Source organism: Erwinia persicina NBRC 102418 (assembly GCF_001571305.1).
Taxonomy (GTDB): domain Bacteria; phylum Pseudomonadota; class Gammaproteobacteria; order Enterobacterales; family Enterobacteriaceae; genus Erwinia; species Erwinia persicina.
This window is the reverse complement of the sequence record NZ_BCTN01000003.1, coordinates 229,943-246,456: the sequence shown is the minus strand read 5'-3', so window position 1 is coordinate 246,456 and position 16,514 is coordinate 229,943. Positions and strand designations below refer to the sequence as shown.

Here is a 16,514-nt window from a genome sequence, read left to right as displayed (position 1 = left end):
TAAAGGCATGGAAGGCGCAATCGCTGCCAAAACCGTGACCTATGACTTCGAACGTCAGATGGACGGCGCTAAGTTGCTGAAAGCTTCAGAGTTTGGCGACGCGATGATCAAACACATGTAAGTGTGTTTGCTGGCGGGGGCCTGGTGCTCCCGCCCTCATTTCTCTACCACAGAAAGTCTTCCCCAAAACCCTTCCCCAAAACCCTTCCCCAAAACCTTTCCCCAGGACTGTAAAAAAGAAACCACTCAATTTATACCGTTACAATCATCCTATCTTTTCCCTGTCATCATGGTCTTTATTGGCTGCTTCGTTTAGTCACGCAGCCAGGGGGTGATCGTCAGCCCGGTAAGCAACCCTTCAGGACTCAGCAGGCGTGTGACTGTCTGCCCCCAGGGTTCGGTGCGGTTAGCCACCAGGAGGCGATACCCTTTTTCGCGCAGGATACGGGTAGCAGCATCGAGATCCCGTACCTCATATTCAATCCATCCCTGTGGTATCGGGTGTTCAGCTGGCCACTGGTCAGCGCCAAAGCAGGAATGTGCGGCCTGTGACAGTGGCCAGACGGCGAAATGCTTAACGCCCTTCAACAGACCCTCTTCAGAAACCAGGTAATCGCCGTTACCCTCTAAAGGCTTAAGCGGCAAACCGAGCGCCTGCACATAAAAGCTGGCGCTGGAAGCACTATTCTGCGCGACGGGCCCAAATCCTGCGACAAACAACACGTTAATATCGGGTATATTTTGCGACATGCCTGCGCCTTCGTTCACTCAAATTGAATCCTGAATTTATACCACGGCTGACGGAATCACCACGTCTAATCGGCCAGAACTCCATTGCAGGTTACTTCAGGACGCGAAGATTTTTTACATCAATCTCAACGCTGTTCCAGTCTTTATCGATTTCACCCTCAATCCGGATCTTGCTTCCCGGTGAGGCGGCCTGACCCAGCCAGCGCTTATCATCGATATCCACATTAATGGTGCCGGTGCTGTCACTGAACTCATAAAGTTCATGACCCACCTGCCTGACGATATTACCTTCAAGAACAACCCAGGCATCATCACGTAACGTTTTAGCCTCTGCAACGGAAGATAAACCCGGTGTAGGGCCTTTAAAGCCGCCCTGAGAATAGCTCTGTCCTTCAGGGGTAATGAAACCTTGCTGCTGTGCGGCAACGCCGAATGAAAGGCCAGCCAATAGGGTAATTAAGATGACTTTTTTTATGATTTTATTTCCTTGTAAATATCGTGTCTGGGTAAATTACAGGAAAGTTCTTAACGAAATCTTAAAGGGCGTAATATTTTTTTAAAGACAGTTGCTGCGACTCAGGGGGGCCGTATTTTAAATTTTTGAGAAAAGTGTGGCAGGAAAAGGTGTTAAAACGGAAAACTTTTTGTGGAACAAAATGAACCAAAACACCGGATGAAAAGTATTTTTTGTTTATTTTTTAGGCTTTCTGTCATCCGTTCCCGAATGGGACTTGTCACCAGGGGCCGGGCTGGGTTAAGCGCCGAACAATCGGGGGAAAGTATCCCATTACTCTCTCCCGTCAAAGTAAGGTTGCCTGCTGAAATTTCATTTTTTATTTATAAGTAATTAAAATTATTAGTTTTTATTTAATGTGAAGGGCGTGATTAGTAAAAAAAGACATCAGGAAATCGCGGGGGTTGAATCGAAAAAAAAGTCTTTTCATTTTCACTCATTCAATGATAATTAAATGATATAAATCAAATTTAACATTTATTGCGAATGTTCTGAACTCCTCATTGTATTTCTGTTTAGGGTGAAAGTACGAAGATACAGCATCTGTTTATCCCGTCGAAACGCAAATAGAGAAGAGAAAAGTTAATGAAACTGTCCGTATCAGCCAAAAAATGCACGTTAGTGGGTATTATCATGTCAGCTGTATTAGTCATGACCGCCTGTTCAAGTGATTATGTTATTTCAACGGATGACGGGCACATGGTTACGACGCATGGCAAGCCTGTTAAAGATAAAGACACCGGTCTGATCTCCTATAAAGATACTGACGGTAACTCCCATCAAATTCATCAGAAAGATGTGAAGGAAATTGTCGAAAAATAGTGTGAAGGCAGCCATTTTGAAGAGCTGCCTGTTTCGGTGATAGCTGAAGGAAGGGGGCCCGCCGGATTACAGCCGGTTACTGGCTTCAACCAGGTCGTTGTAGGATTTCAGTACGCGCATCGGTGAACCGGTGACCGTCCAACCGGCGCTGCTGCCATTGTTTTCCATCAGTCCCTGCTCGCCACGACTGTAGGGCGTTTTGTCGCGTACGCGACGCATCCGGTCTTTACAGTCTTTGAGGAACGTGCTGGCGCTGGTCTGGAAGACTGACCAGCTCACCGGTTTGCCGGGCTCGCTGGCGGTGGCTTTATCTGATTCATCCACCAGTGCGCCGTACGCCTCGATTGCCTTTGTTGCTGCGGCAACGTCGGGGGCGTCAGCACTCAATTGGGCGGCTAACCGTTTGCCCTGGCTGACTAATGCCAGGCGGTAGTAGGGGCTGTGCCGTCCCTGCGTTTTCTCTATCTCAACAAGCTGCGCGTCGGTCAGTTTAACCGTTTCCTTTTCCACTTCATCCCCGTAGACATCGCTGGACTTGATAAAGCGCCCGTAGGCCATCATCAGCGGTTGATGCATTTGCTTGCCTCTGGCGAAGCCATCATCCTTGTAGTCTTCCTGACTGTAGTATTGATGAGCCTGTGATGCCAGCGGCACCAGTGCAGTGAGATCGGACAGGTACTGTACCGCTGCGCTGTCAAGCGCCGGCAGGGCGGGTTTCGCGCTGGAGGCCTCGCCAATGGCTTTGGTGCAGCTGTCCAGTTCGTAAGCGGTCAAATCCCCCGGCACGTTGACGGTGCGTTCTTTGCCCGTTGGTCCCTTATCGAGGTCATGGATCCAGCTGACATAGCGCTGCGCGCTGTGACGGGCTGCGCCATCGGCGGTATTGAAGCAGCTCACATAGGCGTTTAACTTGGTCGCCAGTTGCGCGTTGGCATCTTCCTTGAGGGCCGCGGATCCTGCCGGTTGCACCGGCTTTTCCTCTGCGGTTTTACTCTGGTCGCAGCCGGCTAATGGCAACAAAAGTGCCGTTGTTAACATTCCGCGCAATACCGTCTTTCTTGTTTTCTGAAACACACCCACTCCTTAGTCAGTTAACCTGTTTGAAAGGTTACCGTATTAAAAAAATCGTCCAAATCTTAGCTGTTTTATTTATCAAAGAAGACATTATCGTTTCATTTTTGAAAAACTGAGAGGAAGACACCACGTTTTTTTCACGATCAGGTTAATTCGCCGCCTGACAGCTTCATCATAAACAAGGTGTTATCCTCTTTTTGAATGATTTCCTGCCCCTGGAATCGTCTCAGGTCACCAAATATATCATTCTGATAATGCAGGTCAGCGAAAGTCGCCTCCCGGGGGCCGCGTATAGGGTAGCGCTCGTCTGACAAACTGCGGTTTTTTCTGGCAACATACTTAAGATGGCGGGCGGTTCTTTCATCCAGCTGTTCATTGACAACGCCGCCCTGAAACTGCATGCACCATACGGGTGTTTTATTTTTGGTAATAATTATCTGACCATAAACATTCCGTCCTTCGGTAAAATAATTTCTGTACGAGTAACTCTTACTATGATACTCAATAAGCTGCATATCATGATAAGCACTGTCTTTAATGATAAGTTTCTCCGGATAGCTGAACAGAAAACGGTTTGCCTCTATTAAAAATCTTTTCATTTAATCCTCCCTATCTTTAAATGAATGGTGCTGCAATGAAATACCTCGAAGGCAGATGTTCCCCATCTCGCTCTGACCGTGAAGATTCGCTGTGAGTAAAGGATAATATTAATTTGTCGTGGTTAGTTTGGCATCCCTTTACGGGTTTTTTCCTGTCATGAATTCAAACCAAACGATCGTTCATCTTATGGGATTCATGAGGTTTATTTTTATGATTTACCCTGGTTTTTGGTGATATCTCTCTAATTATTTGCGTTAATTTCGCCTTTTCTGTTGGGTAGATTCGTTAAAGTTTTTACTTTTTTTTCAATGCAAGATGTAACATCTTCCTGATTGCTATCAATTTCATTTAAGGTGAGGGATTAATCGGGGGGTAAACCACCGCGCTGACTGTCAGCGCGATGACGTTCGGTCCATACCCTGATGCCGTATTGAATTAAAGAGTGATGAGTATATTCGTGCTGATTTTGACGTTATGCCCAATTAACATAATGTTGTTGATGAATGATTAAGGTTTTTACCCGGGAAGTTAAACATTACCTATAATAAGTAAAAATAAAGTCCATACAGTCAAAAAATGGCGGTCACGGGATAAGAGGGTGCTGATAATATCAGCGTTCTCATCAAGCTAAAGGAAGGACTCTTTATGACCCCGTATGAAGAAAAACTATTATCAGATGAAGCGAAATATTGCTCACATGGTGATACGGTTCATTATGTCAGTACGCCAAAAATATTTGATCACTGCAAGGGGAGCTACCTCTTTGATGCGGAAGGAACGCCATATCTCGATCTTCAGATGTGGTATTCCGCAGTGAATTTTGGTTATGCCAACCCCCGGCTGGACAGTGTCCTCAAACGACAGATTGACGTGCTGCCTCAGATTGCCAGCCAGTACCTGCACCCGACTAAGATCGAACTGAGTAAAGTCATCGCGCAGGATATGGAGCGTAAGTTTGGCCTCCCCGGACGCGTTCACTATAACGTGGGAGGGTCACAATCCATTGATGACTCGCTGAAACTGGTGCGTAATTACTGCAACGGTAAAAGCCGGATGTTTGCCTTTGAGGGGGGGTATCATGGGCGCAGCCTGGGGGCGTCATCCATCACCTCCAGCTATCGCTACCGGCGTCGTTTTGGCCACTTTGGCGAGCGTGCCCAGTTTATTCCTTTCCCCTATCCCTTCCGGCGGCAGAAAGGGATGACGGCAGAAGAGTATGCTGAAAAGCTCATCGCCGATTTTGCGCGCCTGTTTGAAAACGAATATCACGGCGTATGGGATCCTAAAGCCAGCCAGTCTGAGTTTTCCGCTTTTTATATCGAGCCGGTGCAGGGAACCGGTGGTTATGTGATCCCGCCGCGTAATTACTATAAAGGGCTTAAAAAAGTGCTCGACGAGCATGGGATCCTGCTGGTGGTCGATGAAATCCAGATGGGTTTTTACCGTACCGGAAAACTGTGGTCAGTTGAGCATTTTGGTATTACGCCTGATGTCCTGGTGTTCGGGAAGGCGTTAACCAACGGCCTGAACCCGCTTGCCGGTATCTGGGCGCGTGAGGAGATGATTAATCCCGTGACCTTCCCGGTCGGATCAACCCACTCTACGTTTGCTTCTAATCCTCTTGGAACCGCAGTAGGACTGGAAGTGATGCACATGCTGGCGGAGAAAGACTACGAGAAACAGGTGATGGAAAGCGGAGCCTGCTTCCTTGACGGTCTGAAGTCATTACAGCTGCGCCACCCTGAAATCGGTGATGTCGACGGGTTGGGTCTGGCCCTTCGCGCTGAGCTCTGTACAGCAGATGGGTTTACCCCCAATAAGGCGCTGCTGGATAAAATGGTGGATATCGGACTGTCAGGTACGCTGGAATATCAGGGGCAGAAAACAGGCCTGGTACTGGACGTAGGGGGGTACTATAAGAATGTCATCACCTTTGCTCCCTCACTGGAGATCAGCCGTGCTGAAATCTATCAGGCGATTGAACTGCTGGATCAATTGCTGACGCGTGCTAAAAAAGAGCAGTAAAACGCCCGCTATCTGCGCCCCGTTTCTACGGGGCGCATTGTCTGTATGCTTCGCAGTAAAAACCCCTCAACATCAGTGGCCAACACGCCGTGACCGGACATCAGCATCTTTCGCCAGACACAGGATACCCAGCAGGATCAGTACGGCGCCGAGGGCTTTTGTCAGTGTGAGGTGATCGTTAAACAGCCAGATTGATATCAGCGTCACGGAGACAATATCAAGATGTGATGCGGCAAACGCAGGGCCGACAGGGGCCTGTCTGAGCAGCGTCATCCAGGTATAAAAAGCGCCCGCGTAGCCTGCAAAGGCAATATAGATCCAGACATGCGTAAAGAGGCGGTAGAGCCATGCTGCATCCAGCGTCAGGGGAGAGGCGGAGATGGCCGTGTATTTAAAACTCACCTGTGCCAGCGTATCAAACACCATCAGCACGAAAAATCCCAGCAGGTAAAAGCGTTTCATCATCCTGTTCCCACGGCCAGTACGCCCAGCGCAATCAGTAGCATGCCGATTAAGCGCCACGGGCTTAAGCGCTCCTTAAACCACACTCTGCCTGCTACCATAATCACCACCACATTGATGGCCCCGAGCATGACACCAACAGACAGCGGTACCAGCGTTAAAAAAGCCAGCCAGAAGATAAACTGCAGCGCATAACAGCCTGCGCCCAGCCAGATCCAGCCACGGCCGATCATATGGCGCCAGAAGGCGAGGCCACTATAGCGTGCACTGTCATGCGTGGCGGCTTTAAAGAAGAGCTGGCCGCAGGTATCGACCAGCACGCTCAACAGCCATAACAGCAGCATGAGTTGGCTCATATCACGCCGGGGTGCTGACGGTTGTCGGTAAAGGTAAGGGGGCAGACCTTCTGATGTTCTGCGTTCCGTTCTGCCGCTTTATAAAACCCAGTGTGCGGGTGATCAGTTCTGCGCGATCGTTATCGATAGTGATCATATGGTAGCTGTTTCTTAACAACGCCAGTTCCACCTCGCCACTGACACTATCGCGGATCAGCAACGCATTACGGCGGTGAGCAATATCGTCATTTTCAGCGTGCAGTACGAGGCAGGGAGCCACAACACGCGGAAGCGCCCGGCGTACGTTACGCGACAGCGCCATCATTTCAGTCAGTGAAGGCCATGGATTTCCCGGTAGCCCGGCGACCGCGCTATCGCCTTCCTGCATACTTTTGGCGATGCGGCGACGCAGCGTTTCATTACAGACCCCGTAAGGCTCTTTCTCATTGAACATGCGGTGCCGGCCCAGATGGAGTAGCCCGGCGAGCGGCAGCAGGCAGGGCGCAATCCATCGTAAAACAGGGGGGATGCTCCAGCCGTCATAGCGGAACGTTGCACTGTAGACCAGCACGCCGTTTACCGGAAAATCGGAGGCATATTTTAGCGCCAGTAAAGCCCCCATCGACAGTCCCCCCACGATCAGGCAATCCACCTGTTGTCGCAGTCGCTTAGCGGCGTCAATGACGCTCTGATACCAGTCCTGCCAGCAGGTGGAGATAAGATCATCTGCGCTGCCACAGTGGCCCGCCAGCTGTACGGCACAAACCGTGTGGCCCGCCTGATTCAGTTCACGCGCGATACCGCGCATTTCATTGGGTGTGCCGGTCAGTCCGTGGATCAGCAGCACGCCGATCCTGCTGGTACCGTGCAGTACAAAGCCATGTTGTTCAGTCATGCGTTCTCCACGGCATCAGCGGGTTAAAGGCACGGTATCCGCCTGGGCTGGCAGAATCATTAAGCCAGCGTGACAACGCCGGAACCGCATCACTGAAATCGTGAAACGGGGTACAGGCAATCCCCTGGCGGCGGCACTCATCAATTAATTCTCCTTTCGCCAGCACATGGTCAACCTGCCCGGCAACGCAAAAATCAGAGCGCCCGTCACCTACCATGAGTACCCGGCCCTTAACCGTTTTAGCCACGGCGCACTTGCACACTCCGCTGGCACGTTGGCAGTCAGGGGCGGCCACGGGAAGGCGAAGTCGCCAGCGGCGCTCGCTCTGCTGTTCCAGGTGGTTAGCGATCACCCTCAAATGGCCCAGCTCGTGACGGTTGAGAATATGCTGAATAGCGTAATCCAGCCCGTCGCTCACGATAGTCAGGGGAATCGCACGGCGCCGGGCTAAGGCGACAAAATGTTTAAAGGCCGGGTCGATGCGGATACTGCTCAGGCAGCTATCCAGCTCTTCACGCGTCATATCCAGCAGCGCAATCTGTCCTGACATACATTCAGCAGAGCCGGTTTCCCCAGCCTGCCACTGCTGTTCCAGCGTTTCCCAGCCAGGCAGCGCAAAGCGTTCCAGCAGGATGTCCGTAATATCTTCAGGGCTAACCGTTCCGTCGAAATCACATAAAATGGTCCAGGGAAGGGCACCATTATCTTCGTGAGAAAGCCTGGTTGTCATACTTACACCTATTTATCAGTACAGGATCGTAGAGAGACGTTTTCATCGTAATGAAAACTCCCTGCATATTAATCGGCGGGTGATAAATAAAGAGTCAACAATAGAAACCCACAGTGTTTATTTCATGCCAGCCCGTAAGTCTGGTGGATAAATGGCATTTTTTTACCGGGTAATGTTTTTATTAGGGTTTTTTCAAGGCGTTGGCATTTATTGTTAAGAACAATGTGTTGAGATTAATTAAATGCCATGAGGAGGTAGAAAAGAGGAGTGATTCTTTCTTTAAGAAAGACAGGGGCGGCCAGTCTGTTATTACGGGGTGGCTTTTAAATCTCGTGCCTACCCCGATTACCCGACATCTGTCAGAGTTGTGTCACCGAAACAGATACATTCCGGCCCAGTAAATAGAGTGCCTGCTCTAATACCTCGATCTTTGAGGCATTCTCCACATCCAATAGTCTGTCTATCTGCGGCCCCTTCATGCTGAGTTTCCGTGCAAGGTCAGCTTTGCGGGTGTTGGTCTGGATCATGGCCTGATGTAATGCTGCTTTCAGGCAGGTCAGAACGGGAAGATGAACGATAAATTCTCCCGCCTGGGCGACAGAAGGGACGGGGATGGGCTGATGGGCATCGATGCAGTCGCCAATGGCTGCCGTTAATGCCTCACTGGCTTCAAGCTCAATATCTTCCTCCGTAAAAGTTATTGCGCCTGGGGTGTTGAAGTCACGAAAGCTGATCTCATATGCATCGCTTTCTTCGTCATAGGAAAATGATGCCGGATAATTGAACATAGCATGCCTGTTGGTGGGTGTCTGAAAGGGGGTTAACCCAGCGTGAGCGTCGGGAGTGAGGCTCCTGAGGCCCAGGCAAATAAGTCGAACGTTTAAAACAATATACCTTGCTTTCCTCCTGTACGTGACTATTCTCATTCATATTAAAAATCAGAGCCTAAACTGTGCCATCCCGTTCAAAAGATTGATGGCTTTTCGTCATGATCGTTATGATGACTCTTGATTTTAACCTCACACAGTTACCAGCACCCTCAGACGGAACCGCGTACATGCTATTCACCCTCGTTTACCGTAGCCACGTTGCAGACAGTTTTCCCCATAACGATATAGAACGCATGGTTGAAAAGGCCAATCGTGTTAACCAGTCACTGGATATCACCGGGATGTTACTGTTCAACGGCACTCATTTTTTCCAGCTACTTGAGGGACCAGAGCAGGCGGTTATCGCTTTGTTCGACGGCATCTGCTCAGACAAACGGCATCACAACGTGGTCGAGCTTATGCGGGACTATGCCCCCTCAAGGCGTTTTGGCAATACCGGCATGGAGCTGTTCGATTTACGGAAACACTTTCGTGGGGATGTGCTTCAGGCGGTACTTGAACGTGGCACCTCACTTCACCAGCTTAATTATCACGACCGTGCCTTACATTTTTTGCGGACGTTCGTCTGTTCACACGAAAGGGAAAACTACTTTGAGCTGCCGCCGGAAGGGTCATGGAAGTTTGTCAGAGAAGGGGGAGCCGTCATGCTGCCTGATGAGGCTGACGAAGACCGGACATTCGCCTTTCAGCCGGTCACCGATCCTCTCTCGCAGCGGGTCACCGATGTGGAAGCCCTGCTACGTACACCCGATGGTCATGGCGCGGAACACTTTTTTGCAGGCATGACGGCAGAGGCGATGTGCCAGGCGGATCTCGCCTCGAAGGAGACGGCATTTCGTCTGGCAAAATCACTTGTCCTGGAGAGTCAAAGCCTGTGCGTGAACGTCTCCTCACTGGCCCTGGTAACCCAGGCGGGCGCCGCAGATTTCTTACTCAGCGCGGCGAAACGGCACGGGCTGATACCGGAACAGATCGTTGTGGGGATCACGGAGAATGAAGTCGTCACGGATACCGCTGCGCTGTCCGTCGCGATCAGGGCGCTTCGCTCGGCCGGGATGCGCCTGGCCATCAATGATTTCGGGTCTGGTGCGGGCGGGCTGCAAATGCTGGCACGCCTGCAGCCTGAGAGAATAAAAATCGACGCTGAACTGGTGCGTAACGTTCACGCCAGTGGGCCGAAACAGGCGATTATTCAGGGCCTGCTGCGTAGCTGCCAGGCGCTGGAGATCGCGGTGACCGCCGCAGGCGTGGAGAAACCCGAAGAATGGATGTGGCTGGAAGCGGCTGGCGTCAGTAGTTTTCAGGGCGACCTCTTTGCGCCGCCCGTACTAAAGGGGCTGATGCCGGTCGCATGGCCTGAGTCCGTTTAAACAGGCCGGCGGCGGACTGTATTTTTCTGTGCACCGCCGCTCTTGCTTTAAGGCGGCGGGGGCAGGTCGCTCATCCGCCGTCCCGTATCCCCCCTGTGTGACTAAAATCTGCCGGCGTCATCCCCATTCTGTGGCGAAACATGGCAATAAACGCAGAGGGGTCGTGGTAATCCAGCTGTGCGGAGACGTACTTTACACTTCGCCCCTCCTGCAGCAGACGGAGCGCCATGATAATTTTCTTTCGGCTTTTCCACTCGTTGAATGAAATACCCGTTGCCTGAGTGAAACGTCGTGAGAGTGCCCGTTCGCTCAGGCTCAGCCGTTGTGACCACTGTTTCAGAGAGCAGAGCGTACCCTCATCCTGGGTCATTTCGGCAGTCATCAGCGTGACCAGCGGATCGTCTCCCGATCCCATGGGCAGATAGCAGGTGAACTCATCGCATAATGCCAGCTGCTCAATAAAGACCTTCACCAGCGAGCGATCCTGTCTGCTGACCGGATGGCCGATCTCCCGCAGAGAAAAATCGTGAATCACCGCACTGGCAATCAGATTCAGTTTAAGTGCGGTCGCTCTTTCAGGTAATGACAAACATAAAGGCGGCGCAATATTCACGATAATATAATGTATATCTGTTTTTGCGACGGAGGCATGTTCAGTATTGGGTGGCAGCCATAAGGCATATTCCGCTGTGGATAAATAAATCAGTGAAGACGCGCGGATCTCGGCCACACCTTTAATGGCATACATCACCTTTCCCCAGGGAAGACACTTTTCAGGAAATACCGTTCCTGCAGGCCAGAACTTGCGGCGAAACCAGATTGTTTTCGGTGGCATCCCGGAAAAAAATGACTCCGTACCCATCCTGAACCTCGGCAGTGATGAAATGACATGGCCGCTAATCATAACAGGCAGTCCTGTTTGCGGCATTTATCTAAATATGCCCGGCGTTATGCTGTACAGGTGAGTTTTATTTATCCGCGAGGAGAAACCTGTGTCTGGAAAAATGATTGACCTGTCTGTACCCCTGATGAGTGGAATTCATTCAGACCCGCCGATGTTCCTGCCGGAAATTGACTATGTGGATCATAAAGCCGGTGCGGTGCAGCTGGCTGCCTCGTTTACGGGTGTGCAGCCCGGCGACCTGCCGCAGCACGAGGGGTGGGCGGTTGAGTTTGTGCGCATGAGCACGCACGCGGGCACGCATATGGATGCCCCTTACCATTATCATTCGCATATGGAGGATGGCACGGCGTCTAAAACTATTGATGAGATCCCGCTGGAGTGGTGCATTGGCCCGGGTGTGAAGCTCGATTTTCGTCATTTTCCAGACGGTTATGTAGTCACTGCCCAGGATATCAGGGCGGAACTGAACCGCATCGGACACGTCCTGGCCGCCGGGGATATCGTGCTGGTGAACACCGCTGCAGGAGGGCGCTATGGCCAGCCTGATTTCCTGTCGTCAGGCTGCGGGATGGGAAGGGAAGCGACACTGTTTCTGACCGGGTGCGGGGTTCACGTGGTGGGCACGGACGCATGGAGCTGGGATGCGCCTTTCTGCCATACGGCGGAAACCGTTCGCCAGACGCGGGATGTTTCTCTGATCTGGGAAGGGCATTTTGCGGGCAGCGTCCGGCCTTACTGTCAGATTGAAAAACTGGCTAACCTCGTTCGGCTGCCTGCGCGTGGTTTCACCGTCATCAGTTTACCGGTCAAGGTGTATAAAGCGTCCGCAGGCTGGACGCGTACCATCGCTATTATCTAATTCCAGGGAGAAAATGATGTCACGTATTATCTTATCCAGCGTTGATCGTTTAACCGCTGCTGAGCGGGAACAGTACACCCGCTTTCCGGCCAATCTGACGCTGGGGTTATTAAGAACCACCTCCTCTGTCGGAGGATATCTCTCCCTCGGCGCGTCTTTTCCTGCCGGGAAACTGGAGGACAAAGATCGCGAGATGGTGATTATGCGCGTCGGCGCGCTGAGCCATAGCCCCTACGAGCGTATGCAGCACTATCCGCTAGCATTAAAAGCGGGCTGGAGTGAGGAAGAGATTCACAATATTGAACGCGGGGTGGTGAACGGCCACAGAAACAGTGCCATTCTCAGTTTTGTCGAGGAGTGTGTTAACCAGGTCAAAGTGTCCGCCAGCACGTTCCGTCACGTGGCGGAATTCTATGACGACACGCAGCTCGCTGAACTGACGCTGCTGATTGGACATTATATGATGACGGCACGATTCCTTGAGACGCTGGAGATTGATCCGGACGAGAAGGCCACCCCCTGGGATGGTCTGTCCGTATAGGCCGTCACGGCAAGCGCGGCCCGTGGGACGCGCTTGCCGGCCACGCCTGCTCTCTGTCAGGCGGCTTTACTGCTGCGTCGAATCAAGACAAGTGCATCAGTCAGCCGCGCTTTATCAGCATCGGTCAGGTGCGGGGCATGCAGTAACGTGGCAATTTCGGCCCGATCTTCACCGCTAAATCCCCCGGCCAGCAGACGCTGCGCGATCGCCTCCAGTATGCGTTTATCCTGAACGGAGATCGACGTTCTGACCTCCTCCAGGCTTCGGGACGGGGTGGCAGAGCCCGGCTGAGATAACCAGTCTGCGAAATAACGATACTGAATGGCTTTGGCGACATCCATTTGCGCCTGAATAAAAGGCATCACCGAGGCCGGATCCAGTTGGGCCTCCTCCGCCTGTTTTTGAGCAAGCGACAGAACCTTTTCTTCCCTGACCCGGTCTTCAACGGGCAGGTGGTGGGTGGCTTTGTAGCTCGCCACCTCTTTCATATCCAGCATGCGCTGATTCATCGCCGCCGTCAGCGAAGACATGGCACTGGCGGTTGAGGAGGCGGCGAATACAGAGCCAGCCATCATTAACGATGTGATTAACAGAAGGATATAGGGCATAGATGTCTCTTTATCGGTGACGAATTCAGAGCGTTCAGCTTACACGATGAATAGTACCGGTTGGTGACAGTTTCATTGCCGGTTGTCCTGGTTATCATCAGAATTGACTGAAAGTTAACCGGATTGCATCGCTTTTATAAGAAAGCCCCGGCGCCAGGCGCTGTTTCCTTGATCCCTGGCAGGGAGGTCACCGCCACTGCTTCCATTACCCAGACGTTGTCAACGATGCACATCCGCTACCCGCGAGAAGGGGACATCCAACCCGAGTGAGGGCTGATTTTGAATGACCAAAACAAGCGCTCTTATTCAGTACTAAAAAGATGATAATGTTTCATAAAATATCTCATGCCGCGCAGGAAAGGTGTTGAAATGAAGGGATCGTGTTTGTGTGGAACAGTGGAATTTGAACTCACTCAAAAACCTGTAATGTTTTATCGTTGTCATTGCTCGCTATGCAGAAAGCAGAGTGGGGTAGGTTACAATCTCGCCACACTCGTTAAAGACAGTGAGTTTCGCTGGATTAAAGGAGAAAACTGTATCGCTTCATGGTCTAAGCCAACAGGCTACCGTACAGACTTTTGCAATGTATGCGGCTCAACGGTGCCTAATACTCTGCGAGACGTACCTTATGTCTGGATCCCTGTTGGTTTAATTGACGAACGTCTTGAAATGGAATGTGCAGGAGACTTCTGCACTGATGATGCAAGGCCCTGGGATGAAACCCGCTCACACCGTGTCCACGCTGGACCTGTTGCGTCGCTGGCATCCCTTTTAACGTGCCTGAAACTCACTGCCTAAACGTCCGCTTTTTGCATACGGCGGTGTTTTGAGAGCGACTTCCCACTGTGGCCGGGAGCGGGCTGGGATTACCAAAAGAGCATCACTATAAATGCCCGGAAATATTCGATGATCAGCAAATTTTTCAATGATAAAGGGCTCTTAATGGACAGGATTGATGAATTAAAGGCGAAATATCCCGGCGCGAATAGCTGGCAAATGGGTGACAGCCCTGAACTGGCTGATGAACTCGCCACCCTTATTATAAAAGGGATTAAAACGGCCTCATGTGGATCTTTTGCCTCTTATCAGCAGGAAGAACCTGCCCCGAAAATGGGGAGTTATAACATTATCCTGAATGGTCAGGATGTACCGGTATGCGTTATCCGATTGGTTTCGATGCGACTGGTGCGTTTTTGTGATGTTACCGAGGCGTTTGCCCGAAAAGAGGGCGAGGGCGATTTAAGCCTCGAACACTGGCGGAAAGAGCATCAGCGATTTTTTACCCGGGAAGGTTATTTTGCTGATGATATGGAGCTGATCACAGAAGAATTTGAGGTGGTTGAGGTTCTGTGAACCTGACCCACTTAAAAAACAGGTGTCCCGCCATTGTCTCTGAGGTGAGAATGCCCCCTTTGCTCTGGTGCAGGCCCGACGACACACTTTTTGGAAGCCATTATGGATAAGAAAGCCAGGAACATTCTCTTCAAAACGTATTGGGGCAGCAGCGGCTGGCTCTCTGAATATAAGACCGATCCCGAAGACTTTGTGTATGCCAGGGCCCGGGGCGTGATGTTCGATCCGGTCAACGTGACCCACGACGACTGTCTGCAGACAATCCTGGCCATAGCGAAACGGATGCCGCCCATCAAAGCGTCGCACGCCTTTCTGTCCAGCCTGTCCACAAAAAGACTCGACTGGCGGTCAGGTGTCGCCTCATACCATCTCGCCCGTCAAATGAGCCCACATCAATACACGCCGGTGGTCAGCGGGCAAAGTTTTAGCCCGGACGGTGCCATATGCAACACGAGCCATACCTGCTCCGTGTGCCGGGATGTCGTCCCCGGGCTGACGATGGGTGCTGAACGGTATACGAATGAGGACCTCAACATCCTCAATTTCGAACGACTGAAGTGGGGCGGTGTCCGTCACGGCCAACTGATCTATACGTGGTTTGATCTGCACGCACTGGACGGTGCTGACATTCCCGACCCAACGGATGAGGACATCGTGATCCTTGAGCGCATCCTCTCGACGATCGCATCAAGCCAGCCGGGCGATCATGCCGGTACGCTCGAAAAGCGACTGGCGGCCGCCGTTAAATCGTCAAAGAACGAGCGACGTACCATCATTAATATCCTGGGCAGTCTGGACGTGCTCAGGCCTGCATCATTCGACCGCCCGGTTCACGGCAAGAGCGACTGGTCAGCGGCGGCCGCTGCATGGCGTGGGGAAGATCGCTATGACAGGGACGCTGTTCGCCTTCACTTTGGCGACTGGTTGCGTTGCTGATTCAGGCTCTGCCGCGTTAACGGAGTCAGGCGTTGACGGGCAGATTGAGTGGAAAAGGGCCTGAGTTCATTCGGCTTTAATGGCGTTTACGCCAGTGCTGGCAGTGGAATACATGAGCATCCTTAGACATGTCATCACCTCGCTCAGTTAATCGTTTAATGGATAACATTTTGTCCAGTTGTAGTTGACCCTTGCTAAGGTCAATTCCCCGGCAACATCGCCAAAATTAATAGCCTGACGTTCAATAAAAAAGTGACGTACCGTTGCGGGTAAATAAGCAGCACCGTAACGTAGAAGAGTGCTGTGCCAGAAGGGGGCCGGTAATGGGCTGCCGGTATGACGCATCAGCACCTCATTTTTCCACTGAGAATCCAGAATCCTTTCGCAGAATGACTGGCGCATGGTTGTGGCAGGATGCTCTGGAATGCCCGCAAGCAACAACTGCCTGGGTAACGCAACTAGTCGGAGATCCCTGATAACAATTTTTTTCGCATGAAATCCAGTCCAGATATTTGTTAATTGATCCACCTTCGCGGGCAATCGCTCGTTAACGTTATACAGCGGCAGCGTCAGGGGTAAGAAGGTGAAATGGAAACCGTGTGTTGGCAGAATATCGGCAAGCGGATCCTCCTTTGTTAGTCGTTTCAATTCATCCATAAGACCTGAGACAGACAAGGACAAAGGCGGCCGTATGCCTGCTGCAAGGGCCAGTTTTACCGGATCGTAGTCGTTTTCTTCTCTGATTTCTCCGATCCCGGCATTTTTCGTCCACGTTGCGATGGTGTTCTCGTTTGCAGAACGATACATGTCTTGCAGACGTATTAATGTCATGACAAACCTCTACTT

The 16,514-nt window shown here is 51.4% G+C and carries 21 protein-coding genes; 9 read left to right on the top strand and 12 right to left on the bottom strand.

Features of this window, described 5'->3' with window-relative positions:
• On the top strand, positions 1-121 hold a 121-nt coding region (locus tag EPE01S_RS23885), incomplete at its 5' end, for an isocitrate dehydrogenase (protein WP_072277414.1).
• A gap of 191 nt (positions 122-312) precedes the next feature.
• On the opposite strand, the gene EPE01S_RS05815 is transcribed toward EPE01S_RS23885, so the two are convergent.
• Together EPE01S_RS05815 and EPE01S_RS05810 are read right to left on the bottom strand one after the other, a co-directional pair.
• Positions 313-750 carry a VOC family protein gene (locus EPE01S_RS05815; RefSeq protein ID WP_062743645.1) on the bottom strand — a complete coding sequence of 146 codons (438 nt, stop codon included), beginning with the start codon at positions 748-750 and terminating at the stop codon, positions 313-315.
• A gap of 91 nt (positions 751-841) precedes the next feature.
• Positions 842-1,225, bottom strand: coding sequence for a YgiW/YdeI family stress tolerance OB fold protein (locus tag EPE01S_RS05810; protein WP_062743644.1), 384 nt, complete (start codon positions 1,223-1,225; stop codon positions 842-844).
• 624 nt (positions 1,226-1,849) lie between these two features.
• Here EPE01S_RS05810 and EPE01S_RS05805 point away from each other — a divergent pair.
• Positions 1,850-2,086, top strand: coding sequence for a YgdI/YgdR family lipoprotein (locus EPE01S_RS05805; RefSeq protein ID WP_062743643.1), 237 nt, complete (start codon positions 1,850-1,852; stop codon positions 2,084-2,086).
• A 66-nt stretch (positions 2,087-2,152) separates the two neighbouring features.
• Here EPE01S_RS05805 and EPE01S_RS05800 read toward each other — a convergent pair whose 3' ends face one another.
• Positions 2,153-3,160 (bottom strand): YiiG family protein, encoded by a 1,008-nt coding sequence (locus EPE01S_RS05800; RefSeq protein ID WP_240043738.1) that lies wholly within the window; start codon positions 3,158-3,160, stop codon positions 2,153-2,155.
• 143 nt (positions 3,161-3,303) lie between these two features.
• Positions 3,304-3,759, bottom strand: a complete 456-nt coding sequence (locus EPE01S_RS05795; RefSeq protein ID WP_255210133.1) for a DUF5680 domain-containing protein — start codon at positions 3,757-3,759, stop codon at positions 3,304-3,306.
• Between the two features lie 646 nt (positions 3,760-4,405).
• Between EPE01S_RS05795 and EPE01S_RS05790 the strand changes: the two genes are divergently transcribed.
• The gene (locus EPE01S_RS05790) at positions 4,406-5,785 is read left to right on the top strand and encodes an aspartate aminotransferase family protein (RefSeq protein ID WP_062743641.1); all 1,380 of its coding nucleotides are present in this window, start codon (positions 4,406-4,408) and stop codon (positions 5,783-5,785) included.
• A gap of 72 nt (positions 5,786-5,857) precedes the next feature.
• On the opposite strand, the gene EPE01S_RS05785 is transcribed toward EPE01S_RS05790, so the two are convergent.
• The 5 genes from EPE01S_RS05785 to EPE01S_RS05765 all read right to left on the bottom strand — a co-directional run bounded on the left by EPE01S_RS05785 (position 5,858) and on the right by EPE01S_RS05765 (position 8,995).
• Positions 5,858-6,250 carry a DMT family transporter gene (locus EPE01S_RS05785; protein ID WP_198427159.1) on the bottom strand — a complete coding sequence of 131 codons (393 nt, stop codon included), beginning with the start codon at positions 6,248-6,250 and terminating at the stop codon, positions 5,858-5,860.
• Positions 6,247-6,603, bottom strand: a complete 357-nt coding sequence (locus tag EPE01S_RS05780) for an EamA family transporter (protein ID WP_062743639.1) — start codon at positions 6,601-6,603, stop codon at positions 6,247-6,249. Before EPE01S_RS05780 ends, EPE01S_RS05785 begins: the two co-directional genes overlap by 4 nt.
• A 1-nt stretch (position 6,604) precedes the next feature.
• A complete protein-coding gene (locus tag EPE01S_RS05775; RefSeq protein WP_062743638.1) occupies positions 6,605-7,477 on the bottom strand; it encodes an alpha/beta hydrolase in 873 nt (290 codons plus the stop codon).
• Complete coding sequence (locus tag EPE01S_RS05770; protein ID WP_062743637.1) at positions 7,470-8,207, bottom strand: MtnX-like HAD-IB family phosphatase; 738 nt, start codon at positions 8,205-8,207, stop codon at positions 7,470-7,472. Before EPE01S_RS05770 ends, EPE01S_RS05775 begins: the two co-directional genes overlap by 8 nt.
• A 359-nt stretch (positions 8,208-8,566) precedes the next feature.
• The gene (locus EPE01S_RS05765) at positions 8,567-8,995 is read right to left on the bottom strand and encodes a type II toxin-antitoxin system HicB family antitoxin (protein WP_062743636.1); all 429 of its coding nucleotides are present in this window, start codon (positions 8,993-8,995) and stop codon (positions 8,567-8,569) included.
• 269 nt (positions 8,996-9,264) lie between these two features.
• Between EPE01S_RS05765 and EPE01S_RS05760 the strand changes: the two genes are divergently transcribed.
• Positions 9,265-10,467, top strand: a complete 1,203-nt coding sequence (locus tag EPE01S_RS05760; RefSeq protein ID WP_062743635.1) for a diguanylate phosphodiesterase — start codon at positions 9,265-9,267, stop codon at positions 10,465-10,467.
• 70 nt (positions 10,468-10,537) lie between these two features.
• On the opposite strand, the gene EPE01S_RS05755 is transcribed toward EPE01S_RS05760, so the two are convergent.
• Positions 10,538-11,215: an AraC family transcriptional regulator gene (locus EPE01S_RS05755; protein WP_240043740.1), complete on the bottom strand. Its 678-nt coding sequence runs from the start codon at positions 11,213-11,215 to the stop codon at positions 10,538-10,540.
• A gap of 244 nt (positions 11,216-11,459) precedes the next feature.
• On the opposite strand from EPE01S_RS05755, the gene EPE01S_RS05750 reads away from it, so the two are divergent.
• Both EPE01S_RS05750 and EPE01S_RS05745 read left to right on the top strand, forming a co-directional pair.
• On the top strand, positions 11,460-12,230 hold the full coding sequence (locus EPE01S_RS05750) for a cyclase family protein (RefSeq protein ID WP_245006684.1): 771 nt from the start codon (positions 11,460-11,462) through the stop codon (positions 12,228-12,230).
• Between the two features lie 16 nt (positions 12,231-12,246).
• Positions 12,247-12,771 carry a carboxymuconolactone decarboxylase family protein gene (locus EPE01S_RS05745; protein WP_062743633.1) on the top strand — a complete coding sequence of 175 codons (525 nt, stop codon included), beginning with the start codon at positions 12,247-12,249 and terminating at the stop codon, positions 12,769-12,771.
• A 56-nt stretch (positions 12,772-12,827) separates the two neighbouring features.
• On the opposite strand, the gene EPE01S_RS05740 is transcribed toward EPE01S_RS05745, so the two are convergent.
• Complete coding sequence (locus EPE01S_RS05740; protein ID WP_062743632.1) at positions 12,828-13,379, bottom strand: chorismate mutase; 552 nt, start codon at positions 13,377-13,379, stop codon at positions 12,828-12,830.
• Positions 13,380-13,748: 369 nt separating this feature from the next.
• On the opposite strand from EPE01S_RS05740, the gene EPE01S_RS22775 reads away from it, so the two are divergent.
• The 3 genes from EPE01S_RS22775 (at position 13,749) to EPE01S_RS05730 (ending at position 15,668) form a co-directional block, all read left to right on the top strand.
• Positions 13,749-14,177, top strand: a complete 429-nt coding sequence (locus tag EPE01S_RS22775; RefSeq protein ID WP_072277412.1) for a GFA family protein — start codon at positions 13,749-13,751, stop codon at positions 14,175-14,177.
• 144 nt (positions 14,178-14,321) lie between these two features.
• On the top strand, positions 14,322-14,732 hold the full coding sequence (locus tag EPE01S_RS05735) for an ASCH domain-containing protein (RefSeq protein WP_062743663.1): 411 nt from the start codon (positions 14,322-14,324) through the stop codon (positions 14,730-14,732).
• A gap of 102 nt (positions 14,733-14,834) precedes the next feature.
• Positions 14,835-15,668: a hypothetical protein gene (locus tag EPE01S_RS05730; RefSeq protein ID WP_062743631.1), complete on the top strand. Its 834-nt coding sequence runs from the start codon at positions 14,835-14,837 to the stop codon at positions 15,666-15,668.
• Positions 15,669-15,815: 147 nt separating this feature from the next.
• On the opposite strand, the gene EPE01S_RS05725 is transcribed toward EPE01S_RS05730, so the two are convergent.
• The gene (locus tag EPE01S_RS05725) at positions 15,816-16,499 is read right to left on the bottom strand and encodes a hypothetical protein (protein WP_062743630.1); all 684 of its coding nucleotides are present in this window, start codon (positions 16,497-16,499) and stop codon (positions 15,816-15,818) included.
• Positions 16,500-16,514 lie beyond the last annotated feature (15 nt).

What these genes read in the sequence shown, in the direction of transcription:
- EPE01S_RS05815 (WP_062743645.1), bottom strand. Translation starts at nt 750, where the DNA reads ATGTCGCAAAATATACCCGATATTAACGTGTTGTTTGTCGCAGGATTT.
- EPE01S_RS05805 (WP_062743643.1), top strand. Translation starts at nt 1,850, where the DNA reads ATGAAACTGTCCGTATCAGCCAAAAAATGCACGTTAGTGGGTATTATC.
- EPE01S_RS05795 (WP_255210133.1), bottom strand. Translation starts at nt 3,759, where the DNA reads ATGAAAAGATTTTTAATAGAGGCAAACCGTTTTCTGTTCAGCTATCCG.
- EPE01S_RS05790 (WP_062743641.1), top strand. Translation starts at nt 4,406, where the DNA reads ATGACCCCGTATGAAGAAAAACTATTATCAGATGAAGCGAAATATTGC.
- EPE01S_RS05785 (WP_198427159.1), bottom strand. Translation starts at nt 6,250, where the DNA reads ATGATGAAACGCTTTTACCTGCTGGGATTTTTCGTGCTGATGGTGTTT.
- EPE01S_RS05780 (WP_062743639.1), bottom strand. Translation starts at nt 6,603, where the DNA reads ATGAGCCAACTCATGCTGCTGTTATGGCTGTTGAGCGTGCTGGTCGAT.
- EPE01S_RS05775 (WP_062743638.1), bottom strand. Translation starts at nt 7,477, where the DNA reads ATGACTGAACAACATGGCTTTGTACTGCACGGTACCAGCAGGATCGGC.
- EPE01S_RS05770 (WP_062743637.1), bottom strand. Translation starts at nt 8,207, where the DNA reads ATGACAACCAGGCTTTCTCACGAAGATAATGGTGCCCTTCCCTGGACC.
- EPE01S_RS05765 (WP_062743636.1), bottom strand. Translation starts at nt 8,995, where the DNA reads ATGTTCAATTATCCGGCATCATTTTCCTATGACGAAGAAAGCGATGCA.
- EPE01S_RS05760 (WP_062743635.1), top strand. Translation starts at nt 9,265, where the DNA reads ATGCTATTCACCCTCGTTTACCGTAGCCACGTTGCAGACAGTTTTCCC.
- EPE01S_RS05755 (WP_240043740.1), bottom strand. Translation starts at nt 11,215, where the DNA reads ATGTATGCCATTAAAGGTGTGGCCGAGATCCGCGCGTCTTCACTGATT.
- EPE01S_RS05745 (WP_062743633.1), top strand. Translation starts at nt 12,247, where the DNA reads ATGTCACGTATTATCTTATCCAGCGTTGATCGTTTAACCGCTGCTGAG.
- EPE01S_RS05740 (WP_062743632.1), bottom strand. Translation starts at nt 13,379, where the DNA reads ATGCCCTATATCCTTCTGTTAATCACATCGTTAATGATGGCTGGCTCT.
- EPE01S_RS22775 (WP_072277412.1), top strand. Translation starts at nt 13,749, where the DNA reads ATGAAGGGATCGTGTTTGTGTGGAACAGTGGAATTTGAACTCACTCAA.
- EPE01S_RS05735 (WP_062743663.1), top strand. Translation starts at nt 14,322, where the DNA reads ATGGACAGGATTGATGAATTAAAGGCGAAATATCCCGGCGCGAATAGC.
- EPE01S_RS05730 (WP_062743631.1), top strand. Translation starts at nt 14,835, where the DNA reads ATGGATAAGAAAGCCAGGAACATTCTCTTCAAAACGTATTGGGGCAGC.
- EPE01S_RS05725 (WP_062743630.1), bottom strand. Translation starts at nt 16,499, where the DNA reads ATGACATTAATACGTCTGCAAGACATGTATCGTTCTGCAAACGAGAAC.